This is a genomic window from Priestia sp. YIM B13552 (assembly GCF_042787775.1).
GTDB classification, from domain to species: domain Bacteria; phylum Bacillota; class Bacilli; order Bacillales; family Bacillaceae_H; genus Priestia; species Priestia megaterium_E.
This window is the reverse complement of the sequence record NZ_JBHZOU010000008.1, coordinates 52443-71570: the sequence shown is the minus strand read 5'-3', so window position 1 is coordinate 71570 and position 19128 is coordinate 52443. Positions and strand designations below refer to the sequence as shown.

The 19128-nt window shown below is 31.3% G+C and carries 19 protein-coding genes; 4 read left to right on the top strand and 15 right to left on the bottom strand.

Annotated elements, in window-relative coordinates:
• Window positions 1-169 precede the first annotated feature (169 nt).
• The 3 genes from ACFX40_RS23855 to ACFX40_RS23845 are packed head-to-tail and all read right to left on the bottom strand — an operon-like array spanning window position 170 to window position 4133.
• Window positions 170-1270 (bottom strand): GerAB/ArcD/ProY family transporter, encoded by a 1101-nt coding sequence (locus ACFX40_RS23855; RefSeq protein ID WP_377256599.1) that lies wholly within the window; start codon window positions 1268-1270, stop codon window positions 170-172.
• A 21-nt stretch (window positions 1271-1291) separates the two neighbouring features.
• Complete coding sequence (locus ACFX40_RS23850) at window positions 1292-2521, bottom strand: Ger(x)C family spore germination protein (RefSeq protein WP_253353070.1); 1230 nt, start codon at window positions 2519-2521, stop codon at window positions 1292-1294.
• Window positions 2511-4133 carry a spore germination protein gene (locus tag ACFX40_RS23845; RefSeq protein WP_377256596.1) on the bottom strand — a complete coding sequence of 541 codons (1623 nt, stop codon included), beginning with the start codon at window positions 4131-4133 and terminating at the stop codon, window positions 2511-2513. The genes ACFX40_RS23850 and ACFX40_RS23845 overlap by 11 nt, the downstream gene beginning before the upstream one ends.
• Window positions 4134-4265: 132 nt before the next feature.
• Between ACFX40_RS23845 and ACFX40_RS23840 the strand changes: the two genes are divergently transcribed.
• Window positions 4266-4490, top strand: a complete 225-nt coding sequence (locus ACFX40_RS23840; protein WP_377256593.1) for a YczF family membrane protein — start codon at window positions 4266-4268, stop codon at window positions 4488-4490.
• A gap of 72 nt (window positions 4491-4562) precedes the next feature.
• Here the strand turns inward: ACFX40_RS23840 and ACFX40_RS23835 are convergent, their stop codons facing one another.
• Window positions 4563-5342, bottom strand: a complete 780-nt coding sequence (locus tag ACFX40_RS23835; protein ID WP_377256590.1) for a DUF4046 domain-containing protein — start codon at window positions 5340-5342, stop codon at window positions 4563-4565.
• Window positions 5343-5536: 194 nt separating this feature from the next.
• A complete protein-coding gene (locus ACFX40_RS23830) occupies window positions 5537-6685 on the bottom strand; it encodes a tyrosine-type recombinase/integrase (RefSeq protein ID WP_377256587.1) in 1149 nt (382 codons plus the stop codon).
• 479 nt (window positions 6686-7164) lie between these two features.
• On the opposite strand from ACFX40_RS23830, the gene ACFX40_RS23825 reads away from it, so the two are divergent.
• On the top strand, window positions 7165-8136 hold the full coding sequence (locus ACFX40_RS23825; RefSeq protein WP_377256584.1) for a helix-turn-helix domain-containing protein: 972 nt from the start codon (window positions 7165-7167) through the stop codon (window positions 8134-8136).
• A gap of 187 nt (window positions 8137-8323) precedes the next feature.
• Here the strand turns inward: ACFX40_RS23825 and ACFX40_RS23820 are convergent, their stop codons facing one another.
• The 6 genes from ACFX40_RS23820 to ACFX40_RS23795 form a co-directional block, all read right to left on the bottom strand.
• On the bottom strand, window positions 8324-8959 hold the full coding sequence (locus ACFX40_RS23820; RefSeq protein WP_377239115.1) for a hypothetical protein: 636 nt from the start codon (window positions 8957-8959) through the stop codon (window positions 8324-8326).
• Window positions 8952-9590, bottom strand: coding sequence for an ATP-binding cassette domain-containing protein (locus tag ACFX40_RS23815; RefSeq protein ID WP_328246602.1), 639 nt, complete (start codon window positions 9588-9590; stop codon window positions 8952-8954). The genes ACFX40_RS23820 and ACFX40_RS23815 overlap by 8 nt, the downstream gene beginning before the upstream one ends.
• Window positions 9591-9611: 21 nt before the next feature.
• Window positions 9612-10343 (bottom strand): DUF2705 family protein, encoded by a 732-nt coding sequence (locus ACFX40_RS23810; RefSeq protein WP_377239116.1) that lies wholly within the window; start codon window positions 10341-10343, stop codon window positions 9612-9614.
• Window positions 10333-11052 (bottom strand): WxPxxD family membrane protein, encoded by a 720-nt coding sequence (locus ACFX40_RS23805; protein WP_377256581.1) that lies wholly within the window; start codon window positions 11050-11052, stop codon window positions 10333-10335. Before ACFX40_RS23805 ends, ACFX40_RS23810 begins: the two co-directional genes overlap by 11 nt.
• Window positions 11042-11803 carry a DUF2705 family protein gene (locus tag ACFX40_RS23800; protein ID WP_377256578.1) on the bottom strand — a complete coding sequence of 254 codons (762 nt, stop codon included), beginning with the start codon at window positions 11801-11803 and terminating at the stop codon, window positions 11042-11044. The genes ACFX40_RS23805 and ACFX40_RS23800 overlap by 11 nt, the downstream gene beginning before the upstream one ends.
• A gap of 85 nt (window positions 11804-11888) precedes the next feature.
• A complete protein-coding gene (locus tag ACFX40_RS23795) occupies window positions 11889-12323 on the bottom strand; it encodes a DUF2712 domain-containing protein (RefSeq protein ID WP_377239119.1) in 435 nt (144 codons plus the stop codon).
• A gap of 820 nt (window positions 12324-13143) precedes the next feature.
• Here ACFX40_RS23795 and ACFX40_RS23790 point away from each other — a divergent pair.
• On the top strand, window positions 13144-13278 hold the full coding sequence (locus tag ACFX40_RS23790; RefSeq protein WP_274583246.1) for a hypothetical protein: 135 nt from the start codon (window positions 13144-13146) through the stop codon (window positions 13276-13278).
• Window positions 13279-13437: 159 nt separating this feature from the next.
• A complete protein-coding gene (locus ACFX40_RS23785; protein WP_377256575.1) occupies window positions 13438-14562 on the top strand; it encodes a hypothetical protein in 1125 nt (374 codons plus the stop codon).
• A gap of 499 nt (window positions 14563-15061) precedes the next feature.
• Here the strand turns inward: ACFX40_RS23785 and ACFX40_RS23780 are convergent, their stop codons facing one another.
• From ACFX40_RS23780 to ACFX40_RS23765, 4 genes are all read right to left on the bottom strand, one after another.
• Complete coding sequence (locus tag ACFX40_RS23780; protein WP_377239121.1) at window positions 15062-15703, bottom strand: putative bacteriocin export ABC transporter; 642 nt, start codon at window positions 15701-15703, stop codon at window positions 15062-15064.
• A gap of 7 nt (window positions 15704-15710) precedes the next feature.
• A complete protein-coding gene (locus tag ACFX40_RS23775) occupies window positions 15711-17918 on the bottom strand; it encodes a DUF1430 domain-containing protein (protein WP_377256572.1) in 2208 nt (735 codons plus the stop codon).
• 109 nt (window positions 17919-18027) lie between these two features.
• Window positions 18028-18441 carry a lactococcin 972 family bacteriocin gene (locus ACFX40_RS23770; RefSeq protein WP_377239125.1) on the bottom strand — a complete coding sequence of 138 codons (414 nt, stop codon included), beginning with the start codon at window positions 18439-18441 and terminating at the stop codon, window positions 18028-18030.
• Window positions 18442-18722: 281 nt separating this feature from the next.
• Complete coding sequence (locus ACFX40_RS23765; RefSeq protein ID WP_377256569.1) at window positions 18723-19097, bottom strand: DUF5412 family protein; 375 nt, start codon at window positions 19095-19097, stop codon at window positions 18723-18725.
• Window positions 19098-19128 lie beyond the last annotated feature (31 nt).

Below are 19128 nucleotides of genomic sequence, written 5' to 3'. Positions count from 1 at the left end.
TATACAAGTAAGAGGAAATAGAATTGTATTGATGAAATGATCATAAAACCAAGTATACAGAAAATTCACCTCACATAGTTTAAAATCATACTGATAAGCACTAGCTTAGAAGGATTGAACAGAATATAAGAATTATTTTATCATCAAAAAAAACAGGCAAATGAACCTGTTATCCTCTCTGTTTCTTTCTATTTTTCAAGAAAGCAACAAGAAGCAACAGAGGAGGAATAATCCCAAGAAGAGGAATGTGTATAGTGAACATTGCCACCTTCAATCCTTCATGGTTATGTTCTTGAAGGTTACTCGCAATGGTAATAGATAAAAAGAGAATGATTAGCCCTAAAGGATACGATAACTGTGAAGGTGATTTAACCTTGAACAGACTAGCAGTTCCTACGACAGCTGCGTAAAATAATACACAGATTTTAAAGAAGATAGTGATGATTAAGGCAAGCATAAAAAATACATCAAGACGTTCTAAAAAATTAGCTACTTGGATGCTCTCAATTGTGCTAAGAAGTGGGTATTGGGAACGTGCAGTTAAATCAACACCCAGTACAGAGACATTAATAAGCATGGTAATAATTAAATTGATTCCACTTAATCCTGATGCACATAGCATGGTCACCTTTGCCTTCTTAGGATTATTCAAATATGGAAAAATCATAGTGAATACAACAACTTCTGTAAAAGGAAAATACAAAGTTTGAGTAAATACCACTTTTAAGACAGGAAATAAGCCTTCTTCCAGAATAGGTTGTAAATTTTTAATCTCGATTAACCCAGAAGAAACAATTAAGATAAAGCCAGCAATCGCAAGGACATACATAAAAATAAAAAGCAGTTCTCCGGATCGAGCTATGACCTCAATTCCTTTTCTAATGGTATAAATAATGACAAGCATTAACAATGCATTCGCGATGAATAAAGGCGTGTCAGCATAGGCGAAAGTTAACAGCATCTCACCAAAATCGCGTAGAACTCTTGATGCATCATACATAAAGTAAAGAATGTAAACAAAGGCTAGTACGGTTCCAAGTACTTTCCCTAGAATCCTTTGCATATATTCTGTAGGTAAGAGGTTTGGATAATAGGTATAAAGCTTATGATAGACTAATAATAGAATGAAACTGCATACCATTCCAAGCAGAATCGCAAGCCAAGCGTCTTGTTTTGCATCTATCGCAAGAGGTACTAATAAAGCACTTCCTAACTCAAATAGGACCATTAAAATAAATAGTTGACTGGAACTAATTTTAGCTTTTTCCATCTAACTGACACCTCCTTTCCCTTACTTTTGATTCTCTTTTACACCTGAAAGAAACGATTTGTTTCGTAATCCAGCTCGACGCACATAGGCTTCCACTGTGATATCTACATCTAACTTTGGAAAGTAGACATCATTCCATTCTGTTTTTAATTTCTTAAATTGATTTGGTCTAGTACGATGAACTACTTCGCCAAACCCCAAAATATCCGTTTTGTTTTTTTGCGCGCGTTTAATAGCTGTCTCTAGCTCTTTTTTAATTTCTTTTCTCACGGATTGTTCGATTTTCCTAATGACCTTTGGATTGGTAATATCAATAGGTACCTCCATATCACCGATATCCCCTTCAACACGCGTATGAACAGAAATATGAGGTTGCTGGTTCTTCACTTGAGCAGAAACACTTGTTTTTTGTCGTACAGTTTGATAGGCAATAGCTTCTTTCTTGCCTTCCCAATCAATATTAATATCTGTTCCTTGGATTTTATCGAGAATCCATACCGTTCCTCTTGCTGGTTTTCCATACAGCCAATCCACCAATTTGCCTTTTTTTAAAACAGCAATTCCGGAAGCTTGAAGCGTTGCCGCCGGTGCACTTTCCTGAAGGTTATCCAGCTTTTGTGCTTGCTGAGGATTACCAACCAGACGAAATCCTGATACAACTGTTCCTCTTCCCGGAGATTCAAGACTCTTCATTACCTCTTGGAGTGATGTCTTTATATTTTCTCCCCATTTTCTTTGTGTAAATTCTAAGGTTTTTAGTATCTTATTTGCTGGAATTTTATCAACTGGAGTTAATGTTTTAACAACATCAGCTGCGGAAGAATGGTTGGCAATTACAAGTGTTGATGTATTTCGAAACTCTGGATCTCGATCTAGACCATCAATTAATGTATCGAGGCCTTCTTCTTTAGCCAGTTTTTCTCCAACTACCACCAAGTTTGTGTGAGCATAATATAATCTCCGGGAAATTCTTCCTGAAGCTCGTCTACTTGCTTCGACTAGATTGTCTCCTGAAGCTGAGTAGATTGTAATGGGAGGGCTTTGTGTACCTCCTCCTCCTCCTTGCATACCTCCTGCCACGTTGCCCGGGTTAATAATTTGGAGCGTTATGTGATACCTTCCAGCTTTTGTTTTATCAATACCCATTGCTGCGACAATAGCAAGGTCTGTTAATTCTTTTTTACTCCAGCAACTTGTGAGTAATAAAGTCATTGTCACCATCATAAAAAGAAGAATTCCTTTACGCTTCATCGTTGTCACCCTCTTCGAAATCACGATTTACCATGCCACGAGATGCAGGAGGACGTGGTTGCTGATTTGGTCTCTCTCGAACTGTGTTAGCAGTAACTAATCGTGGTCTTTGTCTCAATGTCCACCATGGTAACTTTACAACAGTGTCACCGTTGTTTACCGCGATAAAAGGAGCAAACGGGGACATATAGGGAATTCCAAATGACCGTAAGCTGCATAAATGGACAACCATCATTAAAAGACATAAAATAATGCCGTAGAAACCAAATGTTGCTGCACCAATCATAAACAAAAAACGAACTAAGCGAGCTGAGATGGCCATATCAAAAGAAGGTGTAGCAAAACTTGCGATGGCTGTAATTGATACAATAATAACCATTGCTGGTGATACAATGCTCGCTTGAACAGCTGCTTGGCCAATTACAAGGGCTCCCACAATAGAAACTGCTGAACCAACAGCTTTGGGTAAACGTATCCCTGCTTCCCGTAAAATCTCAAAAGTTATTTCCATAAGTAGAGCTTCTACGAATGCAGGGAATGGGACGGCCTCTCTTTGTGCTGCAATTGCTACAATGAGCGTTGTTGGCACCATTTCTTGGTGAAAGGTTGTAACCGCGACGTATGTAGCTGGCGCGATAAGGGAAATCATGAACATAAAAATACGCAAAAGACGAATGGAAGTTGCAATGTCAAATCGCGCATAATAATCTTCAGCCGATTGGAAAAATTGTATAAATACGGCTGGCGCAACGAGGACAAAGGGAGTGCCGTCCACGAATATAGCAATTCTTCCTTCTAACAAGTTCCCTGCTACAACGTCAGGTCTTTCCGTATTGTATATAGTTGGAAAAGTAGTGGCTGTTTGATCTTCTATTAGCTGTTGAATATATCCTGATTCCAAGATGCTATCAATATCAATTCTCTGTAATCGCTGACGAACTTCATCAACAACTTTATCGTTAGCAATACCATGTATGTACATAAACGTTACATCGGTCTTTGTTACACGCCCAACTTTTAGAGACTCCATCCATAAATCTGGAGTCTTAATAATACGACGTACCATAGCCGTATTGGTGCCGAGAGACTCTGTAAACGCTCCTTTTGGCCCTCGTACCACCATTTCGGTAGTAGATTCCGAAATGGAACGTTTCTCTCCACCTTCTGTGCTAGCACTTAATGCTTGATTTACTCCATCTACTAAGATTAGAGTATCTCCCGCCATTAAGGAGGAAAATAAATCATCCAAACTAGTTATGGGAGTTATGTTTCCAACTGTCATTATATCTTCAGAAAGCAGGTCAATCGCATTGTGCTCACCAATTTCTTCTTTATGATTATCTTTCATTATAGATTGTAATATATAATCTTGAATCGACTGATTGTCTACAATTCCTTCTATATAAATAATCGCCGTTTTAATATCAGATTCCCCGCCCAATTTTATCTCACGGATAATCACATCTGAACTTTTTCCGGTTTTCTGCTTAATCATGTTAAGGTTATGTGTTAATGAAACTTCTAGCTGTTCTTTTCCATGATTAGCAGTCTGATGCTCTTCATCCTGTGATCGTTTCTTTTCTTGTTTGCGATTTTTAAAAAACGAAGGCATAAATTTAAACACCCTTCTTTAAGTTTTTATTACTTTAACCTTATAAAAGATTTTTATGTAAAAATTAACAATAAATAATTGGGTATCATCTTAGAACAAAAAGAAGAAGCTACTAAATGGAGCGTGATAGATATGAAAATCATAGGTATTAGCCTTTTAATGATGGGATGCTTAATGGGATTTTCTTTAGGCATTGATATGCTACAAGGATTTGATGTTTCTCAGGCTTTTTACAATGCTCTAAGTCCCTTTAGAGTAATGGAATTAGCTGAATTATTTGTTCTATTCTCTCTTATTTTTCTTTTTTTTGTGGAGTCTTTGTACCTTTTTATGAAGAAGAAAAATCAAAGTAAGTAATTATATGTTTATTAATTATTATTTTAAAAGTTAGAATTGGAAACAAGGTTAATTTAGTTCAAGTAATTCTTTTTAATAATCGAGATCTACATATGATAGTTCAATGTCTATATTGTTTAATTGTCTTTTTATCCACTTCCTCACATTATTCATTCTTGAATCAAATGCCATTTGAAACAGACCAGTTAACTGGAAATCGGCAAAATCACTTCCTTTTAATTTGAGACAAGCCTCCTCATATGAAGAAAAAAGCAGTTGCTTAAATAAAAAATTTTCCATAGCTTCTCGAATATATTCTTCATTTTTCCAACAATTCATGGGAACATGGGCGAATTGCCAAGGTCTAAAGACACCAGGGTAAATAGATTCAACTATTTGAAAAGGAGAGTAGCCTAAAAGGGTAAAGGCACCCCCCAAACCATGCTGTTTAAAAAAATGAAAATTAACCTTAAAGGGTATTTCTTCCATAGCGAGTTTTGATTTATTCTCTATTACATACTTTACTGCCTCAATTGCCCTTTTTTTTCCTTCTTCTCCATCCCAATATTTATCAGGAGCTTGTTGGAATTGCCAAGGTTTAAATTTTCCAGGATAGGCATTATCAATGACTTCATAATAATTCCATCCATATAGCATAGCAGGTGGTCTTAGACGATGAGACCATAATGTATTTGCGCCTACTTGAAAAGGGATTTCATCAATTGGAATTGTTAAGTGTTTCTCAAGTAAATAGCATGTCATATAGCGCATATATTTTTTTCCTTCATCACCTACAAAGAAATAGTTTGGAAATCGTTTTCTCCTCTTTTCTAGAACATCTTGATAAATTTTAATAACTTGTTCTCTATTCACTATCGAAAGCCCCTTTTGAGAGAGTTTCTTTTTATTATGTATAATAATGGAATTTATATACGATTGAAATTAAAACTTCATAAGATACATATTAAAAAGACAAAAAGAGCTACTGAAAAAAATTAGTAGCTCTTTCTTAAGGTATGTTGCCAACTCGTAATAATTAGGATTTTTCATTTACTATACAGTAATAGCTAAAAATCTTGATCCTTCCACATCAGTCCAATTTCTTGCTCTCGCTGCAAAACCTTCTCCAGATAACGTTCGGTGGTCTTACGATCACTGTGACCTAGTTCTTTTTGGATTAAAAAGATGTCTGCTCCCTGCTGCCTACTATAAATCGCATAAAAGTGACGAAAATAATGGGGCGTAATTTTGTCAGTCCGTTCTTTTATAAAAGGTAACTCCGTTCGTTCAATAATACGGACAATATAATTACTTAAATTTTTGTATTGATAATATCCTCCGTCTTTGGTTGGAAATAATGGTCCTTGATCACTTGAATTTAATACTGTACTGACGTGGCGTCGTTCTCGAAAAGCATGAATGCGCTCGTATAGCGATGGATGAAGTAACTTATCAAATCTCTTTCCACCCTTACCTACTCCTCTTAACCGATAATGACCACTCAAACTATCTAAATACACATCTCCCCATGAGGCTTTAGCTACTTCTTGCACGCGCAACCCTGTCATCGCTAACATCGTTAACAATCCATAATTAATAGGATGGTCTTTGTAATAATCTAGAATCTGTTTGACTTCATGGTAATACAAATCTCGGTTCGGAATTTCTTGCTCAGATAGTGACGTACTTAAGATTTCTTTGTGTAATGGATGCTGTATAAACTTCGATTCATGTAGCCATTTTATAAAACTTTTTAAAATCGTCATTTTCGCGTCTAAGGTTGCAGGTGAATAGGGTTTTCCACCCTTTCCTAACAATGCAGTGCTTAAATAACTCTGATAGTTCCGTATATGCCAAGGACGTAGATTTTTAAAAATAGTTTCTTCTATATAATTGTCTATATCTTGGCGTAGGAACGATTCACTTTCTACAGCATACTGATAAAACTGCAGTAGTATCCGTACGTATTCGGTTTTTGTATTTTCCTTTCGTTCTCGATTCTTTCGAATATGCTTTCGTTGATGGACATAGTAGTACATCATTTCTTCATCCGTAAAATCACTAAATATATCTTCATTTTTTCGCTGGTGATGCTCATTTCTTTCTTCCAAAGCATCGTAGTATGTAGTGTCCAGCATTAGTGAAACGATTTTATTGAAATCCCCTTTTCTTTCCCTTACTTCTGTTCCTATGTGTACTAACGAGAAATCTTGCATGAAACCTCTCCTTTCGTAAATCATGTCTTCTTATTTATAGATATTCCTTGTATTGAAATAGTTTCTTCTCTATGTGAGGGTTAAAGTTATATTTATATGTATATAAATAGTTAAAAACTTGCAACACGTAATAATAATATTACTAACAAAATTTAAATTACTAATTACCTTAATTAAATACCTAATATTTTTATAATTAAGTAGTTATTTAAAATTATTTATTATATTTAGTACTTATTAATTGTAACCTATTTAAAAGTAAAATTGTAAACTTACTTTTTATATAAATAGTTTATCATTTATATCTTTTGTAGAAAAATCTCCTATTTGTCATCACTTAAAGTAAATAGTAAAACTTATATTTTTATAAGTTAGTTGTACTATTTACATATCATGTATAAAAACTTTTAAACTGTAATTACTCATATATATGTTATAATTAATTATTGAATGAAATAGAAAGAAAAGGAGTGTATGTAATGATTGATAATCCTATTAAAATTATTACTATTGAAGATGTGATGGAGATGTTAGCTATTTCATCAAAGAAAACAATTTATACATATATTCAACAAGGAAAATTAAGCCCTATCAATAAAGATGACTGGCATATCGAAGGACGTTATGAATTTGATATCGAGGATGTTGTTCGTTTACAAGAAGAGTTAAAAAAGCCAGGACTTACGACAAAAGAAGTCGCGCATCAACTGGATATCTCGGTCACAACGGTGAATAAGTATATTAAGCAAGAACTGTTACCTGCGTTCCAAGAAGAATACCGGGGCATTAATTGTTATTTTGTGAATGAGGAAGATCTAGAAGCGTTTAAGCTCACGCATGAAGTAGGGCGCAAACCGAGTAAGCGTCATTTTTATCATGCCGAACAGAATATTGCGCTATTTCAGCTTTTTGTGAAGAAAAATGAAGAAAAAGAGCAGTTTGCCCGTATCATCTCTGTAGAAGATCCAATTATGGCTGTTACAGAACAACATGAAGAGATAACATTAGAGGAGTTACTTCACCGAGGCTTTGAAGCAGCCTACGAGATTGAATCAAAAAAAACTGTTACCAAAGAAGGCTATGCCACATTTGCCTTTAAGCAAACAGCCTATGCGAAATCACAGCTTTATAAGCTCATGGATTTGTTCTATCAGTACCTAAGCCCGACCAACATGAGAATTACGCCACAAGAAGAGAAAGAGCAATTTATCGTTGAAATCAAACCTGTATTATTGACGGAATCAGCACAAGAAATCGTTGAGTTATTAGAGTCGGTTCTTGTCTCAGGGAAGATTAATAAACGCAGCCGTGGGATTTATATTGATAGCGATCTGGAAGTTGTACGCGTAAAGATATCAAGTGAATTGAAGAAAGAATTGCAACAAAAAGCGAAAGAACTAGGGAAAAGAAACATCGAGGAATTGCTATTATACGCAGTACAAAAACTATAAGTTAGAACAAGAAGATTTAAAAAATTAAAGCTTTAATTGACTAGAATTAAATTGAAAACAAAAAGGTTAAGCATTTCGCTTAACCTTTTTGTTAATTTGTCTTAAACAAGGGTTATAAGATGAAATAAAAAAATTTTTCTGTAATAGTGCATATTCACTTCTGCACATTAATTAACTTTTATAGTCTTTATTTTTCTTCTAATTTACGCTTATAGTGGAGTACAACAGGATGATCATTACTTGCATGTTCATTAATTTGAATAAACATTAGGTTGCCTTTATATAAATTAATATTTTTTTTATCTTGAGTTTTTAAATCAAAGCTCTTATTTATTGTGCTCATATCCTCAGATTCATATATATAAACCTGACCACTATTAGATTGACTTACTAATTCATAACGCCCCGGAGGAAGTTCTTTTCCAAGCAAATAGAAGCCAGTATGATCTACAGTATATTTATTAGATTTGTCTTTATGTAATTGTTGAAACTTCGATGGTGTAAATTTTAACTTTCCATGCCCTTCGATATCTTGAGAAGTATTATCTTGAACTGGATAATTTAGTATACTTTCTTTTTTCTTTACAGATATATTGTTATATTTGATGCTTCCTGAAGTGCTAGAAACATCATAGTATCCAGGCTTTATTTCTTTTCCTGCTGTATATGTACCAGTAGATAATGTAATTTCTTTAGCAGGATTATCTACTGTATTACGGTTTTTTAAATCTAACTTTAGTTTTGAAAAAAACATACTATAAATCAACAGGAAGGCTAAGACCAGCACAATAACAATAAATATACCTCTTTTAATATTAGTCATTATCTACAATTTCACCACTATTCATTATAATTTTTTTATCAGCTAATATGGTTAAGTCTTCTTTATTATGACTGGCAATTACAATTGTAGCTCCTCTGTCCTTCTCCTTTAATAATAGATTCCTAATAGAGGTAATACCTTCCTCATCAATTGCGTTTGTAGGTTCATCAAGTAAAATAATATCTGGCTTTTCAAATATTGCTTGAGCTATACTTAAACGTTGTTTCATTCCCAATGAAAATTTTTTTACTTTTAATTTACTAAGGGGATCAAGCCCAACACGTTTAATTGCCTCTTTAATATCTTCATCTGATGCAATATTCTTAATTTTTGCTAATATCTTCAAGTTTGTAAAAGCATCATATTGTGGTAATAAACTTGTATTTTCTATGATTACACCTATACTTGGTGGGAAAGATATATCCTCATGCAACTTCTTATTATCTATTAGTATACTACCTTCTGAAGGACGTATCAGCCCGGAAAGGGCCCTTAAAAGCATAGTTTTTCCTGAACCGTTTCGACCATACAATCCATAAATCATGCCAGTGTCAAATGTGTAATTTATATCTTTAAGTACATATTGTTTTTTTATTTTTTTACTTAAATTTGAAGCGATAATAGTTGTCATTTTATTCCTCCGGTTAAAAAGTTAATAGAAGTCTTTTTTCATTATCTTTTGCAAAGAGAGACAGATTATAGTAGATATATACAACACTAGAAGAGGAATTGCATAATTAAACTCTATAATAAAGTCTTGTTGATTGATAATATCCGTTCTTAGTCCCATCATAAAGTTCGGTATCAAGAAGTATAACAAAGATTTATAAGCCCTATAATCAAAAATTAATCCTGCTAATAAGATAGAAAATACTACGTAAATATTTACAATTAAAAAAGCTATTTGTGGTGATATATATAGCTCTAATCCTATTTGAAGCAATATTAAAGTAAACATTGTTATATAATAAATTAACAAACTTTTGAACAGTAAAAGCCATTCTATAGAATGTAAATCATGATCAATAAATAACATAGTTAAGTAGTAAATAGAAGTTTGTATTATTAAAATAAATATTATTTTAATAGCAATCGATCCCATAAATCTTAAGAAAAACATCTTCTTATTATAGTTACGCACTAATATGTATTTACCAAAACCATGTAGTTTATCATATAATTCTCCTGAAAAATACAAACTTATACTGGAAAATACGATGTACCACACAATCATTAAAGGATATGATGCTTCAGTAGGTATTGCCATTAAATACGAAGGTATATGCCCCCATTGATTATAAAAAGAGGAGAAAAAAGCAACAAAGCTATAACTCTGGAAAATACATGAAAAAATCAGTATAAAATTCCTCATATTATTTCTCATAAAAGATAATATCCTTTTCCTTAAAAATAATATGTCCTAAAATTAAAATTGCTACCACAAGTCCTAATTGCTTTAAATAAAGGACTAGAGTATCATAAATGTCCCAAGCTTTTGTTAAAAACCCTTCATATAAACGGATATCTTTAATCGGTAGCCATGGTAAATAATCTCTTAAAAAATAAGTAGAACTAATTAAAATGAACGTAACTATTAACCCTAAAACATAAGAATTTATTTTGTCCTCAATAATTTTTTCTAATATACCAATCCAACTGAAAAATAAAAAAATGGATATTCCGTTTAAGAGTGTTATTAAATAGAACCTTTCTTTTATTAATAATGAGTGTTCTATAAAAATAAGGGTCAAAAGGATATTTATTATTGAGATAGAAAAAGAGAACCAGAGAGCTGATATTAAAATATGTACTGATCGTTTTACATAGAAATCTGTTCGACTTTTATGTAAAACTACAACAGAAGGTTCTTCCTTCCTTAATCCTAGGTTCATAAACAAGAGAAAAAGTAAAGTATAATAAATTGCATAGGCACGCTGAGAGTTAAATCCTTGCCAACTGCTATTCATATATACTAATACATCTTTTTGTACTGTATTAATAAACGTACTATTTTGCATAACCCAGAAGAAAGCTAAAAATAGGGTAAGCAATAAGAAAGAAACAATAAAAAGAGATTTATTATTATAATTCATCTGTTTTCTCCTTATAAATATAAGCCACAATAGCAATGATAAAAAGGATAATAAAATTAAAAAGCCACGAAGAAATAACATAGTTATAATCATATTCTGTAAACGGCTGCATGACCATAGTTATGGTGTGATTGGGAAGAGCTACAAGAATAAACCATATAAAAAAGGTTAATGGGTATGTATACTTGCGATCTGGAAATATCATGGAGATACTTAATCCTAATAACCCTGCCAATCCTGTAAAGAAACTAACATTTATTAAAAAAATAACGTTTATTAAAAAAGGATGTTGCTGACTAAAGCTAAATAATTCATTTTTAGGATTACTCATTTCTAATAGGCCACTAGATTCATGTCCATTGCTATTTACTATCCATGCCAAAATTAAGTTGATTAGCAGAGCAATAAACATCACTAGAAAAGGAATTAGAAAAGAACTATAAAAATTGTTTAGCAAATAAGCTCTTTTTCCTTTTCTAGAAATTATTAAATTATTCACCCCTGTTTTAACGTCTTGTATATAAGAATCTGAACACAAGATTAATGTATAAATTGGCAGGAACCAGAACAAAAGAATTTGTGGTATATGTCCTGCGGACATTCCGGCTAATACAAACGAAAGATTTGGGTTTAAACCGAGCTTCCATTGTGCTTTAACTAAAATTAGATCTAAACAAGGAAGTAAAATGATAAACCAAAAGATAGATATAGATTTTTTGTCCTTACAGAATCTTAATATATTACTCTTCATTTTATTCTCCATTCTTTTTAAAAGTAACAATATATAAATACTAAAATAAAATGCCCTCATACGAGGGCATTTTATTTTAGTATTCCTATCGTGTTTCTTCGTCCCAATAGCCTTCAGCAATGTATGTATTAGTATTGTAATTGTTATTCTCTGCGGTTAAAGCTACGTCGTGTTTATTAGCTAGTTTATATGTGGGGTTATAGTACTCATATCCCTCTAACACATCAACTGAGTTGGTTGCTCGAGATTTAGTTTTAGATTCTGTCATCCAAAATCGAGTAATAGTCTTTCCACCGGGCTCATTGGAATAAGTCATACCAACTTTCCAGGGATTTCTTGTATCATCTGTTTGTCTATATTTGTATGCAGTATATGAGTTCTTTTGAAGAGTTTTGATAGTAAAATAATACCCATATTCATCATCAGATGCTGATACAGAAGAAGGTATAATAACAGCCCCTAAAATTCCAGCTGCTAAAGCTATTTGTAGACCTTTTGAATTTTTCAACTTTTTAAGCACTTGGCTACCTCTTTTCAATGTAGTAGATAATAAATTGTTAACTTAACCCTCAAGTAATTAACATTAATATAAAACTCTACATTGAGCCCCCTTTAAGACTACCTATATTGTTACTTTTTTGGGTTTAAAAGTCAACTTTTTTCATTATAGCAAATTATCAATACTAAAGAAATGAATTATTGTAAAAATTTTTCATAAAAAGGGGTAATATAGAAAAAAGAAAAAACTATTATAATGGTAAGTGATTTAGTAGGAAGAATATCATTATGTAAGTGTTAAACCTATCGAAGGTTTTTTGTAAAAAATGGATTTAAGTTAATAAATTGGACACAGAAACATCAAGTCTTAAAGTGCTTTTCCTATTTATTTTTCAATTGTTTGAGGGGTGGACAGTCGATGATGCTATACTATAGATTCCGTTTCAGTTATAACATCCTTCTATAAACTGAAAAATGGATACTTTTGTGGCAGAATAGTCTAGATATTGCGTATAATAGACTTCCCCTTTTTTAATATAGTATGAAAAGACTTGATACAGGCATTATCATAGAGACAGACTTTCTGGCTAAAAAATTAATATATTTTGGACATATTCTCTCAAAAATAATTATAAGAGCTTGATTAATTGTTGTTTATAAACTTATATTAACTCCAATTCAATTAGTTTATAATTTAATAAAGTATTTATATTTTATAATAACCATGTTAGAGTTGGTTTAAAAAATACATCTTTGATAATTAGAACGGAAATTTATTAAGTGAATGGTAAGTCCTTCCATGTACATATGTAAATAAACTGATTTCAGAAGGAGTGAATTAAATGCACAAAATTGCCAAAGATTTGGTAGAGACTCTCAAATTATTTTTGTTGTTAGTTACTGCAGTAAGTACAGCAATAATAGCATACAGGATAGATGATATTATTGACTTGTTAGCTGTATTAGTAAGTAAATGACTACACAGTAAAATAAAAAAACTAGCTGTAAAAGGCTAGTTTTTTTATTTTACTGTTTTCATAACTCATAAAAACATGTACACTGGTAAAGGTAATTCCATTTTTATGGTATTTTTGTTTTTATTTAACTTTAAAGTTATTAAAAGGAGGTAAATGTGCATGAAATTAAATGGTGTATTTTGTAAAAAAGTTACTGTTATCGCAGTAACTATATCATTATTTGGACTTTTAGATTTGTCAAAAGCTCACGCTGAAGTAAGTAATCAAAATTCATTGGATAAAGAATTATTTAATGAATCTGTACAATCAGAAGTTAAAACAAGTTGGATTCAAGATAATACTAAAGATAATAAAGACCAAAAATTCGAATTAAAATCTAAGGTAGAATCTAAAACTGTACCGCAAGGTGATATAGAAACAAAATTCATTCATAATAATGGAAAACCAATAGATACCAATGTTATAGAAGAACCGGGAAACAATCATTTGTACGCAGTATATCAAACTGAACTAGATGGGAAACTTTATGAGAAATATTATTTCACAGATGTTGATGGAAATAATGTTTTAAATAATGAAGAACTTTCTGAAATGAAAAAAGATGCATTGGAAAATACAAAGGAAATTAAAAATGGTTCTGAAAATTTTATTAATCAATTAGAACGAGATAATACTAGTGAGTCATCAAAATCTTCTTCTAATTCTTTAAGTACGATGGCAGTGGCCTCTCAACCAAAAGGTGGCTATTATAAAACGTATTCTTTTAAATTCTATCAGCCTATTACTCATCTTCAAGCAGGTACATATACGTCAACAGTACATTTATTAAGAAAATCTTCGTCGGCAAATATAAATGGAAAAACAGGATCAGTATGGGATATTGATTCATTTAATGAATATGAATCGAAACATTTTAGAATTAATCAATTAATAACTCGCAATGACGTTAACTATGGTGCAGAAAAACTTGTATCATATGGACCCTTTGATGATGCTGGCTACAATGTATCCGTTAATCTTTCTGGTATAGTTCCAAGTAATCCTTGGTCGTTTTCAGTAGGTTCAGTCATAACAAATAATGTATCTTCTACAGCTAATAAATATGGTAGATGGATATGGACTCACACTTCCGATTATATGCAAAATCCGTTTGTAACTAAACCGGGTTTACGTGTGACTAATACATCAGGTAGTTTTGCAATTAAAACTAGTCACTCTCTTCATGTAAGTTATGGCTCTACTCATGGGACTGGTGTTATTACAACAACTGTCCCAGATAGATAAATTATTATTATAGGGTTTACTAGAATTTTAGTGTCTGTCAAGTAAATAAAAGAGGCTCCTTTTTTCAAAAGGAGCCTCTTTTATTTGTTTCTCTTTCCATTACTTTATTAAAATTATTCGTAAAAAGTATACTTTTACAGACAAAGAATAATTCTATCGGCCAAAATTTACTGCGCGAATAAATATAGCCTTTGACTAGAAAATACAAATTACCTAATATATAGTTAGTACATCAGTCGTTTATTAGTTTTGGTATAATATTCTATTCCTAAAACCTAGTTAGTAAAATAACTATTATGAGTAGAAAAATAAGCCAAAAGACTTATATCAAAGATAATATTATAGTTAACGTACTTCTACAAAAAAGACTACATCTCTTGGGTGTAGTCTTTTTTAAATATAAAAATAAGTTGAAGCATCAATTGTCACAGAAGCAAGTCCAATTAATCGAGAGGATAACTTTTATAATTACCTTGCAATCAATAATCAGTTCATTCAGTCATGATAATTCAATGGACCTCTTACATTCTTTAACTACAAACTCGTCGTGAGTAACGATAATAATTGTCTTTCCTTGTTCATTAAGGATTTTTAAAAGTTTTATAATTTCATCTCTATTAGTAGAATCAAGTGATCCTGTGGGTTCGTCAGCCAAAACTAAATCACAGGACTTTAAAAATAATCTTGCTATAGCTACTCTTTGTTGCTCTCCTCCAGATAGTTCATGTACCTTTTGGTTTAGAGCAATATCTAACCCTACTTTATTAAGTGCTTCTATTTTCATTTTTTTCTTTTCTTTTTTAGTTTTTTTCGAATAGATTAATGGAATTTCTAAATTGTAATTAATATCAGCATTTTCAACTAAAGCATAGTTTTGAAATAAATATGAAACTTTTGTCCGGAGGATTTGAGCTCTCTCAATAGCGCTAATAGAAGAAATATCTTGTTCAAATAACTGAACCTCTCCATTACTCGGCTTTTCGAGCATACCTATAATATTTAAAAGTGTAGTTTTTCCTGATCCACTTTTGCCTGTAATAGCTACCATTTCCCCTTTGTATACTTTTAAATCTATAGAATTCAATACAAGTTTTTTATTATAGCTCTTATTTACACTTACAAGGTTACATAAGGTCTCCATAATGAGATTAGAACCCTCCTTTTAAATACTTTATTATACTTCGTTTTTCTATAATTATGATGGTGAAAATTGAGCATATTAGCTCTAAAAATATAAGTATTGAAGCAATTATTAACAAATCGACATCAAATCCTTTATTCATCATAAGACAAACTATTACTTGAATCACCCAAGATACTAAAAGTAATAATAGATAAGGTCTGTACGTTTTAATAAAGCTTATTCCAAATAGTCTATTTACAGTGTATTTCTGATGATTTTTGTTAAAAGAAACAATTACAGTCTGAATATTTATAATTAATAGTCCAGCCAACATACCTGAAATTACTATCAAAACTGTATTCATTTGTTTTTGTAAATCGTGAATTTCTTGTAATGAATATTGATCAACGGTTATTAAGTGTCTTAAGTTATCATCTAGTTTTAATTTTTTTAACTGTGGTTCTAATTTTTGATAAGTTGCATCTGAATCTCTTCTTATTAACTTTATCTTTAGAGGATCCGAACTCCCATTACCCAGTATGGAGCTTTTATCCATATTTAGGCTATTATTCTCTGTTATTACTTGTATAATAGGATCTTTAATCATATTATTTTGATATTTAAATACTTCTGGATTAAAACTAAAGATATCTTGCTTATTTTTTGTCCAAATAATTTTTATTTTTTGTTTTTTAATATCTTTAGGAAGTTTTTTATTCCAAAACTCTTCTTCAGCATCTTTAAAATCTCTTCTATCCTGTTTAAAAAATTTAAGGATTTCTTTACTTTTCATTCGATATTTTTCTGGAACAAGAAGCACCCACGTTGTCTCATTTTCAGAAACTTTAATAGGAATATTATTAACATCGTAAACTGGAAACTCTTGTAGATAGTTATTATTAACTTTAACAGAATTTATCCCTTTATAATCGCTATTTAAACGTAGATTGTCTGCCTCATAAGCAGTGGCATTAATTAAAATAGCTCCCATATTATTAAGTGTATGATACAAAGGACCATTTATTTGTTCAGTATTTTTACGTTGCCCATTTGCTATATCTTCTTGGTCGTGTCCTACATACAATGGATAAAATATTCCATAATCTTTACTATGTGTCCAGTTTTTCATATTCTCTTGTTTTATTTTTATGGTATTATACTGATTCAACATTACAAACCCAAAAGATATTAGTATAATTGAACAAATTATTTTGAGTAATACATTCAATATAAATATTTCATTAGTATTTTTTTTATTTTTTATTGCTTCATTAATTTTCATTTTAGAGATAAATATGTAAGAAATAAGTGAAATTAATATAATAATGATATAGGTTTTCATTTGATAAATTGCTACTTTATAAATAAACTCCCACATAGTATTTTCTATAAAAAGAGCAATTATTACCAGGACAATAGTTAATATACTAAAGAAAACAGTTATTAATTTCCCAATAAGTATAGACCATATTTTTATATCACTGATTCCATGGATTTTCATAATTCCAACCCTTTTGGATTCATTGAATATATAGTAAATTAAAAAGAGTAATATTATTAAAATAACTATATAGTAAATATATGTTAAATACATTAGTCCTGAACTAGTGTTATTTTTACTACTATGATTACTTTTAGTAAAATCATCGATGCTCAAAGATTGATTATACTTTTTATTTATTTTAAGAACAAAGCTATTCAAAAAGGTTTTAAAGGTCTGTTTGTCAGGAGCTTCAGCAAAGTATTGACCTTCTATAGGCAAATACTTGTATGAGTCTTTTAGGGTTTTTATCATAACATTGCTGTTGTTACCAAAATTTAAAATTTCACCCGTCTGTTTCTTACTAGTTGTGTTCACATTTGAAAGGAAGAAATCTCCTCTTTGAGTTTTCGAGGGATTTAAAAAATCTCCATTTTTTAATTTGAAAGCATCATAAAAGTGTGTTTCATTAGTTAATAATATGTATTTAATTAGTTCTACTTTATCATCTGAATTATAATTAATACTTGGCCTAAAAACATTGATATTATATTCTTTGGCTGTTTCTAATAATATTGGATATAAAGTTTCTGGGGTTGCTGTTACCATGTTTTTAGGTATAGTAAACTCTCTAGCAATATTTTTTTCGATATTCTCCATATTTTCTATTTGTGTATGTTCTATTTGTGTATAAGTAATTAAGAAAGAAAAAATGGATACTAGTGCAAAAAACAACACTAAAAATTTTTTCAAGATTAACAAACTCCTTTAATTAGTAAAAAATAATATATAAAAACACCATGATTTATTAAAAATTCATGGTGTTTTATACTTATCACTCCATATAAAACCTTCGTTTCTACTATTTTTTCTTAGAATCTTCAGTAATAGTATCATACCATGCGTGAGCATCCTCTAGTAGACCGCCTTTTGAGCTAGAAGTTGATGTTTTACCTTTAGCAGTCCAGTCGCTTGTATCATAGTAAGGACCTACTTGACTTGAAGATTTATGAATTTTTTTGGAATGTTTATAGTTTGACCAAGCTTTCTTCTTCTTACCATAATCAGCGAAACCCCATCCACGATTCCATGTGCCTCCTCCAACTTTTTCAGTAGAAAGAGCTGTAACAGTGGTGCTATTTGGTGTGGATGCTGCTACGTTATTTAAATTCTCTTCTCCATGGTCAACTTCTGAACTTGCAGCTAATGATTGTCCCCCAGTTGTTAGAGCAATCATTCCAATTAAAGATATACCTAAAATACGTTTTTTGATCATAAAAAATACCTCTTATTCCTTATTTTTCATTAATTTTAAACACAAAATGATGATACCATATTTATACCAAATAAGTAAATATTAAACTATTAATTCTCACACAATGAAAAAGCCCTTGATACTGAACTGAACCCAAAAAGTTAGAGAGTTTATCGTACCATCTCTATCCACTCCATCTAGTTTGTAAAAGTATACACTTTTAGCTACCATAATGTAGCCTATTGGTAATTAAACAACAAAAAGCTCTTTGATAAGAGCTTTTTATTGTTTAAAAATAGAACTTAATTATCTACATCATTAGCATTAAATGTATCTTTTTTAACGTTTAATATATGGCCACTAATATTAACTGTTTTGTTATTTACCCATTTAACTTTGGCAGTTTCTTGAGGATAATTCCAATAGATATTTTTTCTTTTATTAAAAATCTTCTTTGTAGAAATCACTTCTCCTCTAATAGCAAAAGGTGTAGTCACTCCACCACTTGAACGGTAAATTTTCACTATGTAATCGCCGTTAGGTGATGCACTTTGAGAAATATCTTCTCCCTTTGGAGCAAATTGTAGATAGCCAGGTGCAAAAAGAAACCACCAAATGAATCCTATAATTATAAAAGCACTTAATGCACCTAAACACACTATATATCGGTTTTTCAATTTTCAACTCCTATCTAGGCATACTAAATTA

What these genes read in the sequence shown, in the direction of transcription:
- ACFX40_RS23855 (WP_377256599.1), bottom strand. Translation starts at nt 1,270, where the DNA reads ATGGAAAAAGCTAAAATTAGTTCCAGTCAACTATTTATTTTAATGGTC.
- ACFX40_RS23850 (WP_253353070.1), bottom strand. Translation starts at nt 2,521, where the DNA reads ATGAAGCGTAAAGGAATTCTTCTTTTTATGATGGTGACAATGACTTTA.
- ACFX40_RS23845 (WP_377256596.1), bottom strand. Translation starts at nt 4,133, where the DNA reads ATGCCTTCGTTTTTTAAAAATCGCAAACAAGAAAAGAAACGATCACAG.
- ACFX40_RS23840 (WP_377256593.1), top strand. Translation starts at nt 4,266, where the DNA reads ATGAAAATCATAGGTATTAGCCTTTTAATGATGGGATGCTTAATGGGA.
- ACFX40_RS23830 (WP_377256587.1), bottom strand. Translation starts at nt 6,685, where the DNA reads ATGCAAGATTTCTCGTTAGTACACATAGGAACAGAAGTAAGGGAAAGA.
- ACFX40_RS23825 (WP_377256584.1), top strand. Translation starts at nt 7,165, where the DNA reads ATGATTGATAATCCTATTAAAATTATTACTATTGAAGATGTGATGGAG.
- ACFX40_RS23820 (WP_377239115.1), bottom strand. Translation starts at nt 8,959, where the DNA reads ATGACTAATATTAAAAGAGGTATATTTATTGTTATTGTGCTGGTCTTA.
- ACFX40_RS23815 (WP_328246602.1), bottom strand. Translation starts at nt 9,590, where the DNA reads ATGACAACTATTATCGCTTCAAATTTAAGTAAAAAAATAAAAAAACAA.
- ACFX40_RS23810 (WP_377239116.1), bottom strand. Translation starts at nt 10,343, where the DNA reads ATGAGAAATAATATGAGGAATTTTATACTGATTTTTTCATGTATTTTC.
- ACFX40_RS23805 (WP_377256581.1), bottom strand. Translation starts at nt 11,052, where the DNA reads ATGAATTATAATAATAAATCTCTTTTTATTGTTTCTTTCTTATTGCTT.
- ACFX40_RS23800 (WP_377256578.1), bottom strand. Translation starts at nt 11,803, where the DNA reads ATGAAGAGTAATATATTAAGATTCTGTAAGGACAAAAAATCTATATCT.
- ACFX40_RS23790 (WP_274583246.1), top strand. Translation starts at nt 13,144, where the DNA reads ATGCACAAAATTGCCAAAGATTTGGTAGAGACTCTCAAATTATTTTTG.
- ACFX40_RS23785 (WP_377256575.1), top strand. Translation starts at nt 13,438, where the DNA reads ATGAAATTAAATGGTGTATTTTGTAAAAAAGTTACTGTTATCGCAGTA.
- ACFX40_RS23780 (WP_377239121.1), bottom strand. Translation starts at nt 15,703, where the DNA reads ATGGAGACCTTATGTAACCTTGTAAGTGTAAATAAGAGCTATAATAAA.
- ACFX40_RS23770 (WP_377239125.1), bottom strand. Translation starts at nt 18,441, where the DNA reads ATGATCAAAAAACGTATTTTAGGTATATCTTTAATTGGAATGATTGCT.